At 42.9% G+C, this 18,230-nt stretch carries 13 protein-coding genes; 8 read left to right on the forward strand and 5 right to left on the reverse strand.

Annotated elements, in window-relative coordinates; all coding sequences use genetic code 11:
• Positions 1 to 74 precede the first annotated feature (74 nt).
• Positions 75 to 1,106: a LysR family transcriptional regulator gene (locus AWW72_RS18360; protein ID WP_047428913.1), complete on the reverse strand. Its 1,032-nt coding sequence runs from the start codon at positions 1,104 to 1,106 to the stop codon at positions 75 to 77.
• A 196-nt stretch (positions 1,107 to 1,302) separates the two neighbouring features.
• On the opposite strand from AWW72_RS18360, the gene AWW72_RS18365 reads away from it, so the two are divergent.
• Genes AWW72_RS18365 through AWW72_RS18375 form a run of 3 tightly spaced genes read left to right on the forward strand, consistent with a single transcriptional unit; the run spans position 1,303 to position 7,173 of the window.
• Positions 1,303 to 2,526: an efflux RND transporter periplasmic adaptor subunit gene (locus tag AWW72_RS18365; RefSeq protein WP_062848280.1), complete on the forward strand. Its 1,224-nt coding sequence runs from the start codon at positions 1,303 to 1,305 to the stop codon at positions 2,524 to 2,526.
• A gap of 5 nt (positions 2,527 to 2,531) precedes the next feature.
• Positions 2,532 to 5,711, forward strand: coding sequence for a multidrug efflux RND transporter permease subunit AdeG (gene adeG, locus AWW72_RS18370; protein WP_062848281.1), 3,180 nt, complete (start codon positions 2,532 to 2,534; stop codon positions 5,709 to 5,711).
• Positions 5,712 to 5,721: 10 nt separating this feature from the next.
• Complete coding sequence (locus AWW72_RS18375; RefSeq protein ID WP_062848282.1) at positions 5,722 to 7,173, forward strand: efflux transporter outer membrane subunit; 1,452 nt, start codon at positions 5,722 to 5,724, stop codon at positions 7,171 to 7,173.
• 204 nt (positions 7,174 to 7,377) lie between these two features.
• On the opposite strand, the gene AWW72_RS18380 is transcribed toward AWW72_RS18375, so the two are convergent.
• Complete coding sequence (locus AWW72_RS18380) at positions 7,378 to 8,730, reverse strand: OmpP1/FadL family transporter (protein ID WP_062848283.1); 1,353 nt, start codon at positions 8,728 to 8,730, stop codon at positions 7,378 to 7,380.
• 249 nt (positions 8,731 to 8,979) lie between these two features.
• A complete protein-coding gene (locus AWW72_RS18385) occupies positions 8,980 to 9,585 on the reverse strand; it encodes a TetR/AcrR family transcriptional regulator (RefSeq protein WP_004773542.1) in 606 nt (201 codons plus the stop codon).
• A gap of 414 nt (positions 9,586 to 9,999) precedes the next feature.
• Here AWW72_RS18385 and AWW72_RS18390 point away from each other — a divergent pair, with 414 nt between their 5' ends.
• The 4 genes from AWW72_RS18390 to AWW72_RS18405 all read left to right on the forward strand — a co-directional run bounded on the left by AWW72_RS18390 (position 10,000) and on the right by AWW72_RS18405 (position 16,032).
• Positions 10,000 to 11,535 (forward strand): flavin-containing monooxygenase, encoded by a 1,536-nt coding sequence (locus AWW72_RS18390; RefSeq protein WP_171254747.1) that lies wholly within the window; start codon positions 10,000 to 10,002, stop codon positions 11,533 to 11,535.
• Between the two features lie 68 nt (positions 11,536 to 11,603).
• Complete coding sequence (locus AWW72_RS18395) at positions 11,604 to 12,524, forward strand: alpha/beta hydrolase (RefSeq protein ID WP_004773546.1); 921 nt, start codon at positions 11,604 to 11,606, stop codon at positions 12,522 to 12,524.
• A 205-nt stretch (positions 12,525 to 12,729) separates the two neighbouring features.
• Complete coding sequence (locus tag AWW72_RS18400; RefSeq protein WP_005258702.1) at positions 12,730 to 13,605, forward strand: phytanoyl-CoA dioxygenase family protein; 876 nt, start codon at positions 12,730 to 12,732, stop codon at positions 13,603 to 13,605.
• 417 nt (positions 13,606 to 14,022) lie between these two features.
• Positions 14,023 to 16,032, forward strand: coding sequence for an esterase/lipase family protein (locus tag AWW72_RS18405; protein ID WP_062848285.1), 2,010 nt, complete (start codon positions 14,023 to 14,025; stop codon positions 16,030 to 16,032).
• 42 nt (positions 16,033 to 16,074) lie between these two features.
• On the opposite strand, the gene AWW72_RS18410 is transcribed toward AWW72_RS18405, so the two are convergent.
• The gene (locus tag AWW72_RS18410; RefSeq protein WP_005258706.1) at positions 16,075 to 16,482 is read right to left on the reverse strand and encodes a hypothetical protein; all 408 of its coding nucleotides are present in this window, start codon (positions 16,480 to 16,482) and stop codon (positions 16,075 to 16,077) included.
• A gap of 294 nt (positions 16,483 to 16,776) precedes the next feature.
• A complete protein-coding gene (locus AWW72_RS18415) occupies positions 16,777 to 17,373 on the reverse strand; it encodes a TetR/AcrR family transcriptional regulator (protein WP_062848286.1) in 597 nt (198 codons plus the stop codon).
• 81 nt (positions 17,374 to 17,454) lie between these two features.
• Between AWW72_RS18415 and AWW72_RS18420 the strand changes: the two genes are divergently transcribed.
• Entirely contained in the window at positions 17,455 to 18,207 is a 753-nt protein-coding gene (locus AWW72_RS18420) for a hypothetical protein (protein WP_062848287.1), read from the forward strand.
• Positions 18,208 to 18,230: the final 23 nt, after the last annotated feature.

Genomic DNA, 18,230 nt, shown 5'->3' on the forward strand with positions numbered 1-18,230 from the left:
AAATTTAACTGATTTCTATTATTTATTAGAAATATAAGCCTCTTGATCGCATATTTTGTCTTTAATTCATTGAATCAAGTCTTTAACGCCCTTGCCTCAGCAATATTATGCTGCTCAACCAAAGTACGAATCGTATATTCATGATTGGTTTTCTGGTCACAAGCAAATTCACATTTTTGATCCAAAGGTAACGCACTCCCCCCAAGCAATGGACAGCCTGCAAACAGCTCTGCTACCCAATCAACAAAGACCCGAACCTTTTGCGATAAATGTCGACTTTGCAAATAAACCACCGAAATCGGCATCGGTGCAGGTGTCCATTTTGGCAAAACTTCTTTTAAACTTCCCGCCTCAAAATGATTGGTCAACATATAGCGCGGGCCTTGGATCAAACCAAAGCCTTGCAAGGCCAAATCAATATAAGCATCACCATCATTAACAGACACATGCCCATTGACACTAACACTTTGAATCAGGTCATCGACCACAAAATCCCAGTCAAAATTACGCCCTGTACGACTGGAAAAGAAATGAATGGCTTGATGATTTTTTTGCAAATCCTCAAGTGTTTTCGGTTCACCATATTTTTCTAAATAGCATGCCGATGCTGCTGTTGCACACTGGAATGTTCCGATACGGCGGGCAATTAAACTCGAATCCTGTAATTCCCCCACACGAATAGCGCAATCCACCGCCTCACCAACCAAATCCACAGGCCGATCATTCATTCCGATCACCAAATCAATATCGGGATAGCGGTTATGAAACTCTCTTAATCTTGGAATTAGAATCAAACGCCCAATTGAAACTGGCACATCAATACGTAATCGTCCTCGCGGTCCCCGTTCCTCATCATGGAAAGAAGATTCAATATCTTCAACATCCGCCAAAATTCTGAGCGTACGGTCATAATACACTGCACCATCGGGGGTTAGACTGAGTTTACGTGTGGTTCGATTGAGTAAGCGAACTTGTAAATGTTTTTCTAAAGCCTGAATCGTGGTCGTAACCGATGCACGTGGTAGTCCAAGACTATCGGCAGCCAGACTAAAGCTGTTGGTTTCAACCACTTTATTAAAGACTTTCATTGCATGAAATAGATCCACTGGCCCACTCCCATTGATGCATTTTTTGGCTTTTATACATCAATTGTTATAAAAATACGAATAGTGTTATCAAATTTAGTATATTTATTCGTAATTGACAAACTTTTATGCTCCTTTCATTCCATAAACCTGTTTCTCCCATACAGACCAAAACAAAAAGTCTGAAAACAGGGATTCAAATAACCAGGAGCATCCCATGTCACTTTCCCGCAAACAGCTGACGCTGTCTGCTGTCATTATTGCCATTTTCGCAACAGGTGGCAGTTTTATTCTCTTCCAAGAAAATGCAGATGCCAAAGCGACCCCAACAGCAAGTTCACCACCTGCCGCAACCGTAGATGTTGCCAGCGTCGTGAGCCAAACCATAACTGACTGGCAAGAATATTCAGGACGTCTTGAAGCGATTGATCAAGTCGATGTCCGCCCTCAAGTTTCAGGCAAACTGATTGCAGTCCATTTTAAAGATGGCAGTTTAGTGAATAAAGGCGATTTGTTATTCACTATTGATCCACGTCCTTTTGAAGCAGAATTGAATCGGGCCAAAGCACAATTGGCTTCAGCACAAGCGCAAGTGACTTATAGCTCAGCAAACTTGGGACGAAACCAGCGTTTAATCCAGAGTAATGCGATTGCCCATCAAGAACTCGATCAAGCAGAAAATGAAGCACGTTCGGCTAATGCTAACCTGCAAGCTGCCAAAGCCGCAGTCGAAACCGCCCGTTTAAATTTGGAATACACCCGTATTACCGCACCTGTCAGTGGCCGCATTTCCCGTGCCGAAGTCACGGTCGGTAATGTGGTTTCCGCAGGCAATGGCGCACAGGTACTGACCAGTTTGGTATCCGTTTCTCGTCTTTATGCATCTTTTGATGTAGATGAACAAACCTATCTGAAATATATCAGCAATCAACGTAATTCAGCCCAAGTCCCCGTTTATCTCGGTCTCGCCAATGAATCTGGTTTTAGCCGTGAAGGTTATATCAGCTCTATCGATAATAATTTAAATACCACCTCAGGCACGATCCGTGTACGTGCGACGTTTGATAATCCTAAAGGCGTAATGCTACCAGGACTCTATGCACGCATTCGCTTGGGTGGTGGGCAACCACGCGCAGCCATTCTGATTAGCCCAACGGCGATTGGTGTTGATCAGGACAAACGTTTTGTGGTCGTTGTCGATGCGAAAAATCAAACCGCTTATCGCGAAGTTAAATTGGGTGCTCAGCAAGATGGCTTGCAAATCATCAATAGCGGTCTGCAAGTGGGTGATCGCATTGTCGTGAATGGTTTACAACGCATCCGACCAGGTGATCCTGTCAAACCTCACTTCATTGCTATGCCAAACCCTCAAATCACCACCGATAACAGCACACAACAACCTCAGCCTACAGATAAAACCCCAACTTCGGCAAAAGGTTAATCCTCATGAATATTTCCAAGTTTTTTATTGATCGCCCGATCTTTGCTGGGGTGCTGTCCGTCCTGATTCTACTGGCGGGCTTACTCTCTGTTTTTCAATTGCCGATTTCTGAATATCCAGAAGTAGTGCCGCCCTCTGTAGTCGTGCGCGCACAATATCCGGGTGCCAACCCCAAAGTGATCGCTGAAACTGTTGCTTCTCCGTTGGAAGAATCCATTAACGGCGTAGAGAACATGCTGTATATGCAGTCTCAAGCCAATAGCGATGGTAACCTGACTATTACTGTCAATTTCAAGCTCGGGATTGACCCCGATAAGGCACAACAACTGGTCCAGAATCGGGTCTCTCAAGCTTTGCCTCGTTTGCCCGAAGATGTACAACGCCTAGGTGTAACCACAATAAAAAGTTCACCTACATTGACGATGGTGGTACATCTCACCTCACCAGACAATCGCTATGACATGACCTACTTGCGGAACTATGCCGTACTCAATGTCAAAGACCGTCTGGCACGCTTACAAGGTGTGGGTGAAGTCGGCCTGTTTGGTTCGGGTGATTACGCCATGCGCGTATGGTTAGACCCACAAAAAGTGGCTCAACGTAACCTCACCGCGACTGAAATTGTGAATGCGATTCGTGAACAGAATATTCAGGTTGCCGCAGGTACTATCGGTGCTGCGCCCAACAATTCACCTTTACAGCTCTCGGTGAATGCACAAGGCCGTTTAAGTACCGAACAGGAATTTGCCGATATTGTTTTAAAAACAGCTGCGGATGGTGCAGTGACTCGACTCGGTGATGTCGCACGTGTTGAACTTGCCGCTTCGCAATATGGTTTACGTTCATTACTGGACAATAAACAGGCGGTGGCAATTCCAATTTTCCAAGCACCGGGTGCCAATGCCTTACAGGTCTCTGACCAAGTGCGTAGCACCATGGCGGAACTGTCCAAAGATTTTCCATCTTCGATTAAATACGACATCGTTTACGACCCCACCCAATTCGTACGCTCAAGTATCAAAGCGGTGATTCACACCCTGCTTGAAGCGATTGCACTGGTGGTTGTGGTGGTGATCCTGTTCTTACAAACATGGCGTGCTTCAATTATTCCGTTACTGGCAGTGCCTGTTTCAATCATTGGTACCTTCGCCTTAATGCTGGCCTTTGGTTATTCCATCAATGCATTGTCACTGTTCGGAATGGTACTCGCCATCGGGATTGTGGTCGATGATGCCATCGTGGTGGTGGAGAATGTCGAGCGGAATATTGAAGCAGGACTCAGTCCAAGAGATGCCACCTATCGTGCCATGCGTGAAGTCAGTGGACCGATTATCGCGATTGCGTTGACGCTGGTTGCCGTGTTTGTCCCCCTCGCCTTTATGACGGGATTAACAGGGCAATTTTATAAGCAATTCGCCATGACCATTGCCATCTCCACCGTAATTTCAGCATTTAACTCACTCACCCTATCTCCTGCTTTAGCAGCCATGTTGCTCAAAGGACATGATGCTAAACCTGACTTTTTGACCCGTGTGATGAACCGTGTCTTCGGACGCTTCTTCGCACTGTTTAACCGTGTATTTTCACGTGCCTCTGATCAATATGGTCGAGGGGTGAATCGGGTGATTTCCCATAAAGCCTCAGCCATGGGCGTTTATGCAGCCCTGCTTGGCCTGACCATTGGTATTTCTTATATCGTTCCGGGTGGTTTTGTCCCTGCGCAAGATAAGCAGTACCTGATCAGCTTTGCCCAATTACCCAATGGTGCTTCACTGGATCGAACCGAAAATGTGATCCGTAAAATGAGTGATGCCGCGCTAAAACAGCCGGGCGTAGAAAGTGCGGTGGCCTTCCCGGGTTTATCGATTAATGGTTTTACCAACAGTTCCAGTGCAGGGATCGTCTTTGTCACCTTAAAACCTTTCGCTGAACGTAAAGCAGCTGATCTTTCTGCCAATGCCATTGCAGGTGCTTTAAATCAGAAATACTCAGCGATTCAAGATGCTTATATTGCGGTCTTCCCACCACCACCGGTGATGGGTCTCGGTACCATGGGGGGCTTTAAACTCCAGCTCGAAGATCGTGGTGCTTTAGGCTATGCCGAATTGAATAATGCAGCACAATCCTTTATGAAGGCAGCACAATCTGCACCTGAATTGGGGCCAATGTTCTCTAGCTATCAAATCAATGTGCCACAACTGAATGTTGATCTGGATCGGGTCAAAGCCAAACAACAAGGCGTTGCGGTGACCGATGTATTTAGCACCATGCAGATTTATCTCGGTTCACAATATGTGAATGACTTTAACCGCTTTGGTCGTGTCTATCAGGTACGTGCTCAAGCCGATGCACCGTTCCGTGCCAATCCTGAAGATATCTTACAACTTAAAACCCGTAACAATGCTGGACAAATGGTGCCGCTGTCTTCTCTGGTCAATGTCACTGAAACCTATGGCCCAGAAATGGTGGTGCGTTATAACGGCTATACTGCTGCCGATATTAACGGCGGCCCTGCACCGGGTTACTCATCGAGCCAAGCCGAAGCCGCGGTTGAACGGATCGCCGCTGAAACCTTACCGCGTGGCGTGAAATTTGAATGGACTGATCTGACCTATCAAAAAATCTTGGCAGGTAATGCTGGATTGTGGGTCTTCCCAATCAGTGTACTGTTGGTATTCTTGGTCTTGGCGGCACAATATGAAAGTCTCACTTTACCATTGGCTGTGATTCTGATTGTACCTATGGGCATCTTGGCTGCACTGACAGGCGTATGGCTTACTGGTGGAGATAACAACATCTTTACCCAGATTGGCTTAATGGTACTGGTCGGGCTGGCCTGTAAGAATGCCATCTTGATTGTCGAATTTGCCCGAGAGCTGGAAATGCAAGGCGCGACCGCATTCAATGCTGCGGTAGAAGCTAGCCGCTTACGTTTGCGTCCGATCCTGATGACTTCGATTGCCTTCATTATGGGTGTAGTTCCACTGGTCACATCAACAGGCGCAGGTGCTGAAATGCGCCATGCCATGGGTGTTGCCGTATTCTTTGGCATGATTGGGGTTACCTTCTTTGGTTTGTTCCTGACGCCTGCCTTCTATGTGTTGATTCGTACCCTGAACAGCAAACATAAACTGCATTCGGCAGCTGTGCATGAAGCACCATTGCACAGTTCACATGATCACTAAGGAGCAGGATATGACAGGATTCAAACCACACTGGATACTCTCCTCGCTCATGGGAAGCCTGCTGCTTGCAGGCTGCTCATTGGCACCTGAATATCAGCCAGCCAAGGTCATTATTCCACTGCAATTTAAAGAAGCGGATGCCAAACTGGATGATCCTAACTGGAGCATTGCTCAACCCGCTGATGCACAATCTCGTGGTGAATGGTGGCTGATTTTTAATGATCCACAGCTGAATGATCTGCAACAACAGGCAATCGCGGGCAACCAGAATCTAAAAGCCGCAGCAGCCAATATTCAGGCATCACGCGCCTTGAGGTCTGCTGCACAAGCTGAACGTTTACCTAGCATCGGCGCAGGTTTTGGCCCCACCCGTCAAAAGCCCTCACCCTCTTCGTTAGGACTCGATGCAAATGCATCGACATCTGCACGTACCTTATGGCGAGCACAAGCCAATGTCTCCTATGAACTGGATTTATTTGGACGGATTGCCAGCAGTGTCAATGCCGCAACGGCTGATGTACAGCAACAAGAAGCCTTGTATCATTCCGCATTGTTAGCACTGCAAGCCGATGTTGCTCAAGCTTATTTTCTAATTCGTCAATTAGATGCTGAACAGGCCATTTATGCACAAAACATCAAATTACTGACTGAAAATCAAAATTTGATCCAAGCACGTTATCGCAATGGCTTGGTCAGTGATCTGGACGTTTCTCGCGCACAAACGGAACTATCTACAGCACAGACCAATGCTCTCAGCATTGCACGGAGTCGAGCCAGTACCGAACACGGATTGGCTGTATTACTTGGTAAATCCCCTGCTGATTTTAGCTTAGCGATTCAACCCTTGTCTGCTACGGCGATTCGCCTACCTGCGGGTTTACCTTCAACCTTGCTCGAACGTCGTCCTGACATTGCTGCCGCAGAACGCGCGATGGCCGCGGATAACGCCCGAATCGGTATTGCACGTGCAGCCTTTTTCCCAAAACTTGATCTCACTGGTGCGCTGGGTTATGAATCTGCAAATTTAGGAGATTTAGGCAAATGGTCGAGTCGGACTTTTTTACTCGGCCCCCTTGCAGGCACAATTTTGTCTTTACCACTATTTGACGGTGGGCAACGTAAGGCGGGTATCGCTCAAGCGCGTGCAGGCTATGAGCAAAGTGTCGCCAATTATCGGCAAACGGTACTGAATGCTTTTCGTGAAGTTGAAAATGGTTTGTCTGATCAACGTATTCTGGATCAGCAAATACAGGCTCAGGGCCAAGCACTTGCTTCATCCCGACATGCCAATCAGCTTTCACATTTGCGCTATCGTGAAGGCAGTATCAGCTATTTGGATGTGATTGATTCTGACCGAAGTATCTTGCAACAGGAACAATTGGCTGCGCAGCTTCATGGTAGTCGAATGATTGCCAGTGTAGATCTGATTCGGGCGTTAGGTGGGGGTTGGCATAGCCAATAGGAATCGCCCAACGATAGAATAAAAGCAGCAAAGTATTGGGGAAATTTCATTACTTTGCTGCTTTTTATACAACGGTAAGATAAATGAGCTATCTATCTCTGTCATTCAATAAATTGCCAATGTCAGAGTAGAAATGACTTATTTTTTTAGATAAGCACAAAAATCAAAAGTCTTTTCAATTTACGATTACTCTCATCAAATGATTTAGAAGTGATAGCCAATTTTGAGCCCATAAGCGATAGCATGATTGTTTTTAAACTCAGCCTGTTCTGCCATTTCCTTAATTCCTTCGATAGGTAAATAGTAGGCTCCGTCTTCGGACTTGGCATCTCCTAACCAGTAGTATTTAACACCAGCGGCGATAAAATAATTTTGAGCAGGATTGAATTGTGCACCAAGTCCCATTGACCATGATCCCTTCATTGGCCCCAACGTAGAAGCAGGATTACCCGTGCCAGAATCCCAGCCGACATCGGTGGCAAAACTCCATTTTTCTGTAAATTGATGGCCTATTCCTAGGGTTACATTATATTGATCCTTTTGATACGAATCTAAATCAATGCCTTCCTTGTACACACCTCCCGTAAGCTCATCCAGATAATCCGCGGTAAGTGCGTTGTATTGGGTCGGGCGGATATTAAAATCTTTCCAATTCACCCATCTCAAATTCATATAAGCAATTGTTTTTTCGGCAACTCCTGTTTGAAAGTCGATATTGACGGATTGAGGGGTTTCAATTGTCGTTTTTGCGGCTTCGACATACTGCAATGGTTCGCCAAATATACTTTCATCGACCTGAAATTTATATTTGATTTTGGAGCGATACGTGACCGCCGCTTTCAATGCAATCTCTGGAATTTGATAGCTCACCCCAGCCAGCCAGCCCAACTCTCCTTTTTCTTTAAAATTCGCCTCGTAACCATTAAAAGCCTCGGTATAGGCCATGCCTCGGAAAGACGCTTTTCCTTTTACCTCCTGATAAACAGGCCCACCATAAATCTGGAAGTTTTTTAAAGGTGAATATCCAAAAATGAAACTTAAATCCTGACTTTCCACATTTACGGATGTACCTTCCTGACTAAAATCATTATCTGAATAGCTATTGTTGGGGCGAAGTGGATATGCTGTTTTTGCCGCAAACGGTTGGTCATAAAGCAGGCCGAAACTAAACTGATCAGTTAACTGTAGCTTCAATGCAGCCGTATAAAATTGCACATTTTGCCCAATATCACCTGTATCACGGCTTTGATTTGCACGCACAAGATTTGGACGATCATGCACGACACCAGAAACTGAAGCATCGACAGCAAATGCATTCGCTTCAAAATAATGACCATTTTCTAAAAATGGCAGTATCGACTGACCAGACTGATCAAGTGCGGAAGCTTGGGTATGATCACTGATCAGCACACCGATTATGCCGCACATAATGGGAGCTAATCCGAACCGATGTATCTTAGAAAATGAGCCATTTAAACCATTATTTCGAGTTACTTCTCTAGTTTTCGAGAATAATCTAGAGAAGCCCACACTCTCCTTGCATACAGATTTTTCCATTATTAAATTCATCCTGAAAATTATAATTTTTTGTTCAATCACACAAATGATGAGATATTTCCTTATCCATTTACCATCATGAAGACCAGATGAAATGGATAAAGAATATACTGATAAATAAATTACACAGTGTCAATGACTATGTGTAATTTATGCAGAGAAATTGCTACTCTGACTTTTTATCTTTAATACAAGCCATTCATAAATAAAATATTTTCAATTAAAAATGTTTAAACTGTAGCTGGTGTTTTATTTATTCTCATAAAGCGTTGAAGTCCAGATATTTCGAAGTACACGAATCACAACCTCAGGTTCTACAGGAGATGAACGTCCGAATGCTTCGGAAAGATAACGCTCTTCCAGCCATATCAGCGCTTTTGCTGTTTCGTCGATATCTAAATTTTTTTTAATATTTCCTGCCTGCTGTTCTGCTCTTATGTGTTGAGCAGCCGCCTTGATAAAGTCTTGAATTATTGCTCGATAGACGCTATCAACTCGTTCATCTCCACTTGCTGCTTCAACAAAGGCCCTTAATAAACGACCATGTTGTATATAGACATTTATAGAGTCGACCAAGGCACGCTCTAGATCGTCTTGGAGATTATTTCCTGCCAACCACCGTTCCGTGATATTAAATAATTCTCTGGCAATATTCTCAACAAGACGAAGTGTAAGATCATGTTTATCACGGAAATGGACATAAAAAGCTGGGCGTTTTAAACCTGTACGGCGCATAACCTCATCAATATTGAGGTCACGAAAATGATGTTCATTTAAAAACTGTTCAGCAGCCTCTAATATTTCTCGCTCAGATTCTTTTGGATCATGTTTAGGTCTACGGCGAGAAGTTGTCATATGGTCCCATTTCCTATTGGCATGGTGTCATTGTAGGTATTAATAAATCTTTCGACAAGTCTTTGTACCATTGTGCGTTCCCTCTATCCGCTTAAAATCAGAAAAACGACTAATTAAAAAAATAAAATATAAATTATAAAATTCAGTAGCTTAATTCGACCCAATTTCCCCTTTCTCTTTATTCTCTCTTAACCCGAAAGACAATATTGCAATAATTACACACAGTCATTGACAGTGCGTAATTATTGGCTTAATAATATTCACATGCCTAGACTTCACTCGATTTAAATCGAAGTGAATGTGGACTGGATCAAGGACTTTGTTCATCAGGGAAAATGAAGATTATAAAAATCATCATCTTAGGAAATCTAACTGATGCTCAATTTATTAAAATTGTGTGAAGAGGAAAAAGATATGAGTACATCAGACCAAATTGCTATTACTGATGTTTTAATTATCGGCGCAGGGATCTCAGGTATTAGCGCAGCATACCATCTAAAAAAATATAGACCGAATACCACATTCACTTTGCTCGAAGGCCGCGACGAAATTGGAGGCACATGGAGTCTGTTCCGTTACCCAGGCATTCGTTCAGATTCAGATATGCAGTCTTTTGCATTTGGCTTTAAACCGTGGACTAATAAAAGGGTTTTTGGCAGTGCTCAAATGATCTGTAATTATTTAAAAGAAACGATCACTGAGAATGACATCGAATCTCATATTCGCTTTGGCCATTATATGACTAGTGCCGAATTCTCATCTTCTGAAGGCCTATGGACAGTAAAAGTGAAGCGTAAAGATCAGAAAGCTTTAACCACTTTCCGCTCTCGCTTCTTACTGATGAGTACAGGTTATTATGACTATGATAATGGCTATACACCTGAGTTTAAGGGAGCGGAGGAATTTCAAGGACTCATTATTCACCCTCAACACTGGCCAGAGAACCTCGATTATTCTGGCAAAAAGGTTGTGGTGATTGGTAGTGGTGCGACAGCCGTGACCTTAATTCCTGCGATGGCTGACAAGGTCGGGCATATTACCATGCTCCAGAGATCACCAAGCTATGTCATGGCAGCGCCAAGTACAGATGCAATCGCGAATACTCTCAATGGTATTCTCTCACCACAACGTGCTTTCGATCTCATCCGCCGCAAAAATATTGCCTTGACGCGAGGCGTTTACAATTTAAGTCGTCGCTTTCCAAAGCTGATGCGTCGCTTTTTAATCTCGGATGTCCAACGAAATCTACCAAAAGACTTTGATGTCGCCACTCATTTTTCACCGAAATACAATCCGTGGGATGAACGTTTATGTGTTGTCCCCGATGGCGATATGTTCAAAGCGATTTCTGCGGGTAAAGCATCTGTCGTCACCGATCATATTGAGCGTTTTAGCAAAGAAGGCATTTTACTTAAATCAGGAAAAACGCTGGAAGCCGATATCATTGTGACCGCTACAGGCCTTAATGCCGTCGCATTTAGCAAGACGCAATTGATTGTGGACGGGAAAAAAATCGCTTATCCAGAGACCACGATTTTCAAATCAATGATGTTATCCGACATTCCCAATTTTGCTTTCGCATTCGGTTACACCAATCTGGCATGGACCTTAAAAGTTGATTTGGTCTGGAAACACTTCTGTAGATTGCTGGATTACATGGATGAAAATAAGTACGCCACATTCACACCCGTCATCAGTAATAAGAGCATGAAACGCATTCCATTTGTAGACCTGAACTCAGGCTACATTCAACGAAGCATCGCACAATTTCCAATGGCAGGTACACAAGGCCCATGGATTGTAAAACAAGATTATAAATTCGATGTTGAACGACTTCGTAAAGGTCCTGTTTTCGATAAAGAACTAAGTTTTACCCAGATTAAGCCAAAGAAAAAGCCAAGCGTTGTTACCACAGAAACAATGCCAGAACAGATCAAAATTCAGGCTTAACACAGCGATTTACATTGACATCTCTTATTGCCAGTAGCAATCAGGGACATAAATCGATCAAGGAAAATATGATGGAAAATATTAAATTTACAAGTAAAGGAATTACCTGTTCCGCATGGTACATCCCTGCAAAATCGGATGAATACAAGTCTTCTCAAGGACGGCCTTGTATTATTTTAGGTAACGGTTTCGGCGGTACCAAAGATACGGGATTACTCGATTTTGCCGAACCTTTCAGTCAGGCAGGTTTTGATACTTTCGCATTTGACTATCGTGGATTTGGAGAGTCTGCTGGATTACCAAGACAGCATGTCTCTTATATTCAACAACGAGAGGATTATCATGCCGCGATCGAAGCTGCACGGAATTTACCCCATGTCGATGGAAGTCGTATTGCACTGTGGGGCACGTCTTATTCGGGTGGTCATGTGGTGGTCGTTGCTGCACAAGATCCAAAAATATCGGCTGTCGTCTCCATGAATCCGGCAACTGATGGTTTAGCAGCTCTAAAACAAGTATTCCAATATGGTGGAATAAAGCAGATATCGACTGCAATCGGTCATGGCATAAAAGATTTAATGCATGCCATCACTCAACGCCCTCCCCATCTCATTCCAATTGTTGGACAACCCGGTACGGCTGCAATGATCAGCACACCCGGTGCCGAAGAAAGCTATACCTCTATGGCAGGTCCGACTTGGCGGAATGAAGTCTGTGCTCGTGCAGCTTTGGAAGTTTCATACAACCGGCCTGTGGCTTTTGCAAAAAATGTGAAATGCCCGACCTTGATCCAAGTAGGTGCCAATGACCAAATTGCACCACCGAACCCAGCCCGAAAAACAGCGCGTCTGATTCAAGGCCCAGCTGAATTGCTGGAATATCCAATTGATCATTTTGATTTCTATACCGAATCATGGGGTGAAACCGTGCTAATTGATCAGATCAATTTCTTGAAAAAGACACTTGCTCCACCCTCCCTAGAGAAATGAAAGTTTATAAATTTTCATTGTAGAAAAACATTTAATTCAAATACATACATAAGTGCATAGCATTCTGCGACAGCCTCAAAAATTTAATCAGCTATCGCGATGAAGACTAAAAACTGAAGCGTTATGTATGAACACCAATCGCATCACAAAGCAGTTCATTTAAATGCTTTGAAATCATATCAATCAGGATGGATAAGGAAATCTTATGTCACTCGTCAAATTAAGCAAAGATACACAAATCGATGAAATCGTTTCGATTATTAAAAGAGATGGTGGTGTCATCATTGAAAATTTTTTAAATGATGAAATAACCCAAGATATTTATCAAACATTATCACAGCAATTAGAGTTGATCCCAGACGGAGAAGATGAATATTTTGCAGGTACGAAGACCCGCCGAATGAGCCGTTTATTTGCACGCTTGCCACAAATGCCCTTGGTGGCAATGAATCCAGTATTTTTAGATACCGCAAAATCGATTCTTCAAACCCCACTACAGGCATGGAGTGGTGAAAATAGAATTGAACTCTATCCAGACATTCAGGTGGGTGTGACTCAAGCGATTCAGATCTGGCCAGGTCAAAAAGCACAACCCTTACATCGTGACGATACAGTATGGATGTGGCAACATCCGGGTTATGGTCGTGAAGCCAGAGTCCAGATTATGTTTGCTGTGACTGATTTTACAGAAGAAAATGGCGCGACTCGCGTCATTCCTGCCAGCCATTTGTGGGATGATCTAAGAGTACCTAAAGAAGACGAAACCGTCGCGGCTGAAATGAAAGCTGGAGATGCTTTAATCTGGATTGGTTCGACCTATCATGGTGGAGGTGCCAATGTCAGTCATGCACCTCGTATCGGACTCACGATGTCTTATGATCTTGGCTTTCTCAGACAGGAAGAAAACCATTATTTATCTCTATCCACCGAAACAATTAAAAGCTTCCCAGATGAGCTAAGAGGATTGCTCGGCTGGAATATGAGCACCACTTTTGTTGGATTTGTCGAACATGAAGGCAAGATGATGAGTCCAATCGATATGTTAAATGTTCAGGAGTTTAAAACCACTGGGATTATCTGAGCCTTAGTATCTGGAAATTGGAAAGTAAGAAAACGTCGATCAAGTCGACGTTTTCTTAGACTTTTTATCGCAAATCACTGACTTAATATTTAAAAATTTCTGGATGTTTTAAATATTTTCATCACATCCTTATCCGTTCATTTAGACCATCAAATCAATCACTGGTCTGCAAAAGCTTATATGCAACTGTGCTATGCATATTTGAAATCACCTTCAATGCAATTCTATATATACCCTTCCTCACGTCAACGCGAGTCAGTGGTTTCGGTAATAGGGCTAAAATGCTCAATCGAAGCTAATTAACCCTCTCATCTCCACACTGTTTCCACACTTTAATAATCGTCATTACACAAACATTCAAAATAATACCAGTATCAAAACTCCCCCAATCTGGACAGAATGCCGAAGGGCCAATCTATGAAAAGACTTACATTTCCTCTATATCAGCCGCTGTGTATTCTGACTGTATTTAGCGTTCTAATAACAAATGGCTGTCAGGTGGTTAGCCTAAAAAAACAGACACTGCATACCACCATTGCCAATGAACGTAACAGTATTCTCACTCAAAATAAACTAAGTGGCGCCAGCCTGAATCTGCTCTATATGTCCGATATGGACATGAAACTGTGCATGAAAAATCCAGATGCATGTATTGTCGATCTAGAAAAAATTCCTCAGGTACAGACAGAGCAATTATTATCCGCCGCGAGCGAGTTATATCTCTCTAGAGCTTTGGCACTTGCAGACTCACACGATTGCAAAATCAATAAAAACCCTAAAACCAGCGCTAAACCTGCCCCACAGGTGAATGAATGTTTAGACCAACAACTGCAAGCTTTAGATAAAAGTATTCGGTACAGCTATGCTTATCTGTTTAAGACCTCTCGTCAGCCTCAAGATCGTATTTTTGATAATCGTCAGGTGCAAATTCGGGACTTCTATAATCAGGCACTTAATCAGTTAGTCAATGTGTACAGTGCGAAGAATTCATCAGCGACGATTCCAGACAGTATTAAAATTGGTGAAAGTACTTATAAGATTGATATTAACTCCTATCCCAAACTACAAGGTAAAAAGCTTGAGAAATTTACCTCAAGCTACAACATGAATTTCTCTGGATTAAGAACCATTAACCGTCGTGATGGTTTCGGTGCAGATTTCGTCGCGGTTTTGAACACTAAAGAAAATGATTCCAAAAATGGAAATCCCTATATTCTTGATCCAGTGAACTATGCTTACCCAAATGGCGTTAATCCCAATATCCATGAAGCCCATTATCTTGCGTCGACGCTGATTGCCCAACCAGTGAATGAGCAAGCCACTCTCAGCGAGATACTCAACAGGCCTGATTTCAAAATAAAAATCTATGATCCTTACAATATCGAAAAGATCAAAATTGAAGATAAAGAATATTCCCTTGCTGCGAACTTCTCTGCACCCTATGGTTTATGGTTAGCGGAGAATAACTTGGGCTCTGCTGCCTACCTAACCTTGATTGACCGTAATCAACGTTTGACCATGCCTCATCTATATATGCTTGAACCTTATAATCCGAATAAAAAAGTGATTGTATTGATCCATGGACTCGCTAGTAGCCCAGAGGCGTGGATTGCGGTGACCAATGAAATTATGGGCGATAAGACGCTACGCGAGCATTATCAAGTCTGGCAGGTATTTTACTCAACCAATATGCCTATTCTGGAAAGTCGCTTTCAGATTTCTGCTTTACTAAAACAAACGTTTGCCTCTCTCAATCCCCAAGATCCTGCATCTCAAAATGCTGTTTTGATTGGTCATAGCATGGGAGGAATTATTAGCCGCCTTTTAGTCAGTCATGCGGATATTTCAAAAGAAGCCTTACCAATGATGAGTAACCACGTACAAGCACGGATGAGAAAACATCCCGTCATAGGCGAACGTTTAAAGATGGAACCAATTCCAAACTTTGATCGCGTCATTTTCCTCGCTGCGCCTCATCGTGGAACAAGCTACGCCGACCGCTGGTTTACCGTCACTGCACGAAAGATTATTGGACTGCCCTCAGTATTTTTAAAAACATTAACCGATACACTGACAAGCTATGATGATGATCTGAAAGACTTTGTCAGAACCATCAATAATAGGCTGCAAAATGGCCCTAGCGATCTGAGTAATAAATCTGAGTTTATGGAACTCACCTCGGGTATACAGCCTAAAGAAGGTCTAGTTTTTCATTCCATCATGGGTAATATCACCAAAAGTAATGATACGGATAAGATTACCGATGGCATTGTTCCTTATAAAAGTGCCCATTTAGAAGGTGCGATTTCAGAGAAAATCATTAAAGGCGGGCATTCTATTCAAATAAAGCCTGAAACGGTATTGGAACTTCGCCGTATCTTGAGCCAACATTTAACCGAGCATGGTTTAGACAAAGTGAAAAACTAAACATCCAAAGCTAAAGTGACAGCACTTTAGCTTTTTTTCTTTTTATTGTTCGCTTTCCTGTATTCTTTTACGAATTTCTTCTCGCCATTTCAGTGCATTTTCTTGTTGTTTATTGAGTAACACACCGAGCATATAAGCAGTCACTGCCGCACCAATCAAAGCAATACCACTTTCATAAATGATATCGATAACGAACTCAAGCACGCCTTCGGATAAGAATGCTAACATGCCAGAAAATTTCAGAAACTTGGCGATTGCTACAACCAGAATACCTAATAATGCCCCCGTCCATAAAAAGATTTTATGGATATTGATCGGCGCTGTGACTTGGTCAATTTGATCAGGATATTTTCGATAGTACTCGATTTCATCCTCTGTCACGTTGGAGGAGGATTTGAATAATAATTTAATAAATAATGTATCTTGATCGAGTTTTGAATTTTTCTTCATAGATACCGTGCATTATTAGTTTTCTTGTCTTTAATCTTACTAATTGTTGTGGAAGAAGTAACCCTCTTTCACAAGAACGGGCCTCTTTATATCAGTTGAATAAAGCTCTCTTTGATCCTTTCAATCAAACACAAAAACGCTCAATTTAAGCTAACCCATTCCTAATAAGATGAATGATGATTTACTCTCTAAACAGCATCTATACATGAATAAGTTAAATCAAGCGTCCGTAGCACTGGTTTAATTCAGTGCCACATTTCCTAAGCGACCTTTTTCAATTGATTCTGCTAAAAATCAGATTAAACGATTCAACAGCATTAACACAGTTTGTTCCATTTGCTTTTGTTTCTGTGTATCCGTAACGCCTTGAACACTAAATCCCCAATATGCTTCAAATAAACAAGCCAGTACGTAAGCAGTCGAACTAATCGCATCTTGAGTTGCGTTTGGATACTCTTGTGCCAACTGATTTTCAAAATCAGGCAGCCAATGCTTTGTCCAAAGATCATGCAGCATCTGCTTGATCAACGGATTTCTGGCACTTTGCGCAACCAGCTCTAACCAAACAATCAAATCATCCTGACTCCGATAAACTTCGGGCGTGAATAACATGACGATTCTTTCGCTCAATGGTTTTCCACTAAACCGATGAATAATTGCAGTCCCCATTTCTCCAATATAGTGCTCAATAAAAGCATTGATTAAATCTGCACGTGAAGAAAAATAATGATGTACCAGCGTGCGTTGCATGCCTGATGCTTCCGCTACTTTGGCAAAAGTAATTCCTTCTAGTCCTTCCTTCGCAACGACTGAAACAGCAGCTTGAAGAATTTCATACGACCTTTCATGCGCTTTACTCGGTCTTCCTATCTTGTTTTCCATCATCGTCATAAATAAAAAAAATGTTTACTAATTAATCATACCATATTATTTTACTGACATGACAGTCAATTAATTAAAGGAAGTCATATCATGAAAATACTTGGACTTGCTGTCGGTAGCGAAATGGACGCTACAACAGCACAAATCTTAACTGATAGTGAAATGCTGCATACCGCTATTCTAGAAATTATCAATATCTGTGGGCTGGTTGCCTGTATTATACTGGCGCTTTCGGGCTGGATTTATGGCGCGAAATTTCTCAAGAAGAACAATTATCTGCTTGGACTAGAGTGGTGGATTGTGGCTTTTTCTGCGACAAACTTTGTGTTATATATGCTGACGGGTGGGCATGTTCATTATTCAATTACAATGTTTCTGGATTCATTCTCACGCAGCTTTGGTATGCCCGTCATTGCCGTACTGGGTTTAATGGCACTGACCCATAATTATAAACCCACAGCGTTGAAGGAAGTGCTGCTGTTCGCCGCTGCATTCGCTGGCACATTTGTTATCTTCTTGGCCGATTTCTTTGACGGGATACGCCCGTATTTTTACGTCGTCATGTGGGCGATTCTTGCGATCTATCTCTGCTACTTCATTCTTTGCTTGGCACGTGCTGGGGAAACTCTGCATGCCGTGGCGACAACATTCACTTTAATCATCAGCCTCGCCGTCGCGATCGTCTATGACTTCTTCCCGATCCCTGGCGATGATACGCATATGATCTTTATGACTTGGGCATTCATTACCTGGGCTTATGCTGTCATCCAGTTGTATTACGCCTATGACGCATTGGCACGTTCGCAGACACTTTCCAGAGCATCATTGGTTCCAGCTCACTAATCCATACATCACCGCATCATTAT

The organism is Acinetobacter sp. NRRL B-65365, from assembly GCF_001605865.1.
Classification (GTDB): domain Bacteria; phylum Pseudomonadota; class Gammaproteobacteria; order Pseudomonadales; family Moraxellaceae; genus Acinetobacter; species Acinetobacter vivianii.

What these genes read in the sequence shown, in the direction of transcription:
- AWW72_RS18420 (WP_062848287.1), top strand. Translation starts at nt 17,455, where the DNA reads ATGAAAATACTTGGACTTGCTGTCGGTAGCGAAATGGACGCTACAACA.
- AWW72_RS18400 (WP_005258702.1), top strand. Translation starts at nt 12,730, where the DNA reads ATGTCACTCGTCAAATTAAGCAAAGATACACAAATCGATGAAATCGTT.
- AWW72_RS18375 (WP_062848282.1), top strand. Translation starts at nt 5,722, where the DNA reads ATGACAGGATTCAAACCACACTGGATACTCTCCTCGCTCATGGGAAGC.
- AWW72_RS18410 (WP_005258706.1), bottom strand. Translation starts at nt 16,482, where the DNA reads ATGAAGAAAAATTCAAAACTCGATCAAGATACATTATTTATTAAATTA.
- AWW72_RS18395 (WP_004773546.1), top strand. Translation starts at nt 11,604, where the DNA reads ATGATGGAAAATATTAAATTTACAAGTAAAGGAATTACCTGTTCCGCA.
- AWW72_RS18405 (WP_062848285.1), top strand. Translation starts at nt 14,023, where the DNA reads ATGAAAAGACTTACATTTCCTCTATATCAGCCGCTGTGTATTCTGACT.
- AWW72_RS18365 (WP_062848280.1), top strand. Translation starts at nt 1,303, where the DNA reads ATGTCACTTTCCCGCAAACAGCTGACGCTGTCTGCTGTCATTATTGCC.
- AWW72_RS18380 (WP_062848283.1), bottom strand. Translation starts at nt 8,730, where the DNA reads ATGGAAAAATCTGTATGCAAGGAGAGTGTGGGCTTCTCTAGATTATTC.
- AWW72_RS18390 (WP_171254747.1), top strand. Translation starts at nt 10,000, where the DNA reads ATGAGTACATCAGACCAAATTGCTATTACTGATGTTTTAATTATCGGC.
- adeG (WP_062848281.1), top strand. Translation starts at nt 2,532, where the DNA reads ATGAATATTTCCAAGTTTTTTATTGATCGCCCGATCTTTGCTGGGGTG.
- AWW72_RS18415 (WP_062848286.1), bottom strand. Translation starts at nt 17,373, where the DNA reads ATGACGATGATGGAAAACAAGATAGGAAGACCGAGTAAAGCGCATGAA.
- AWW72_RS18385 (WP_004773542.1), bottom strand. Translation starts at nt 9,585, where the DNA reads ATGACAACTTCTCGCCGTAGACCTAAACATGATCCAAAAGAATCTGAG.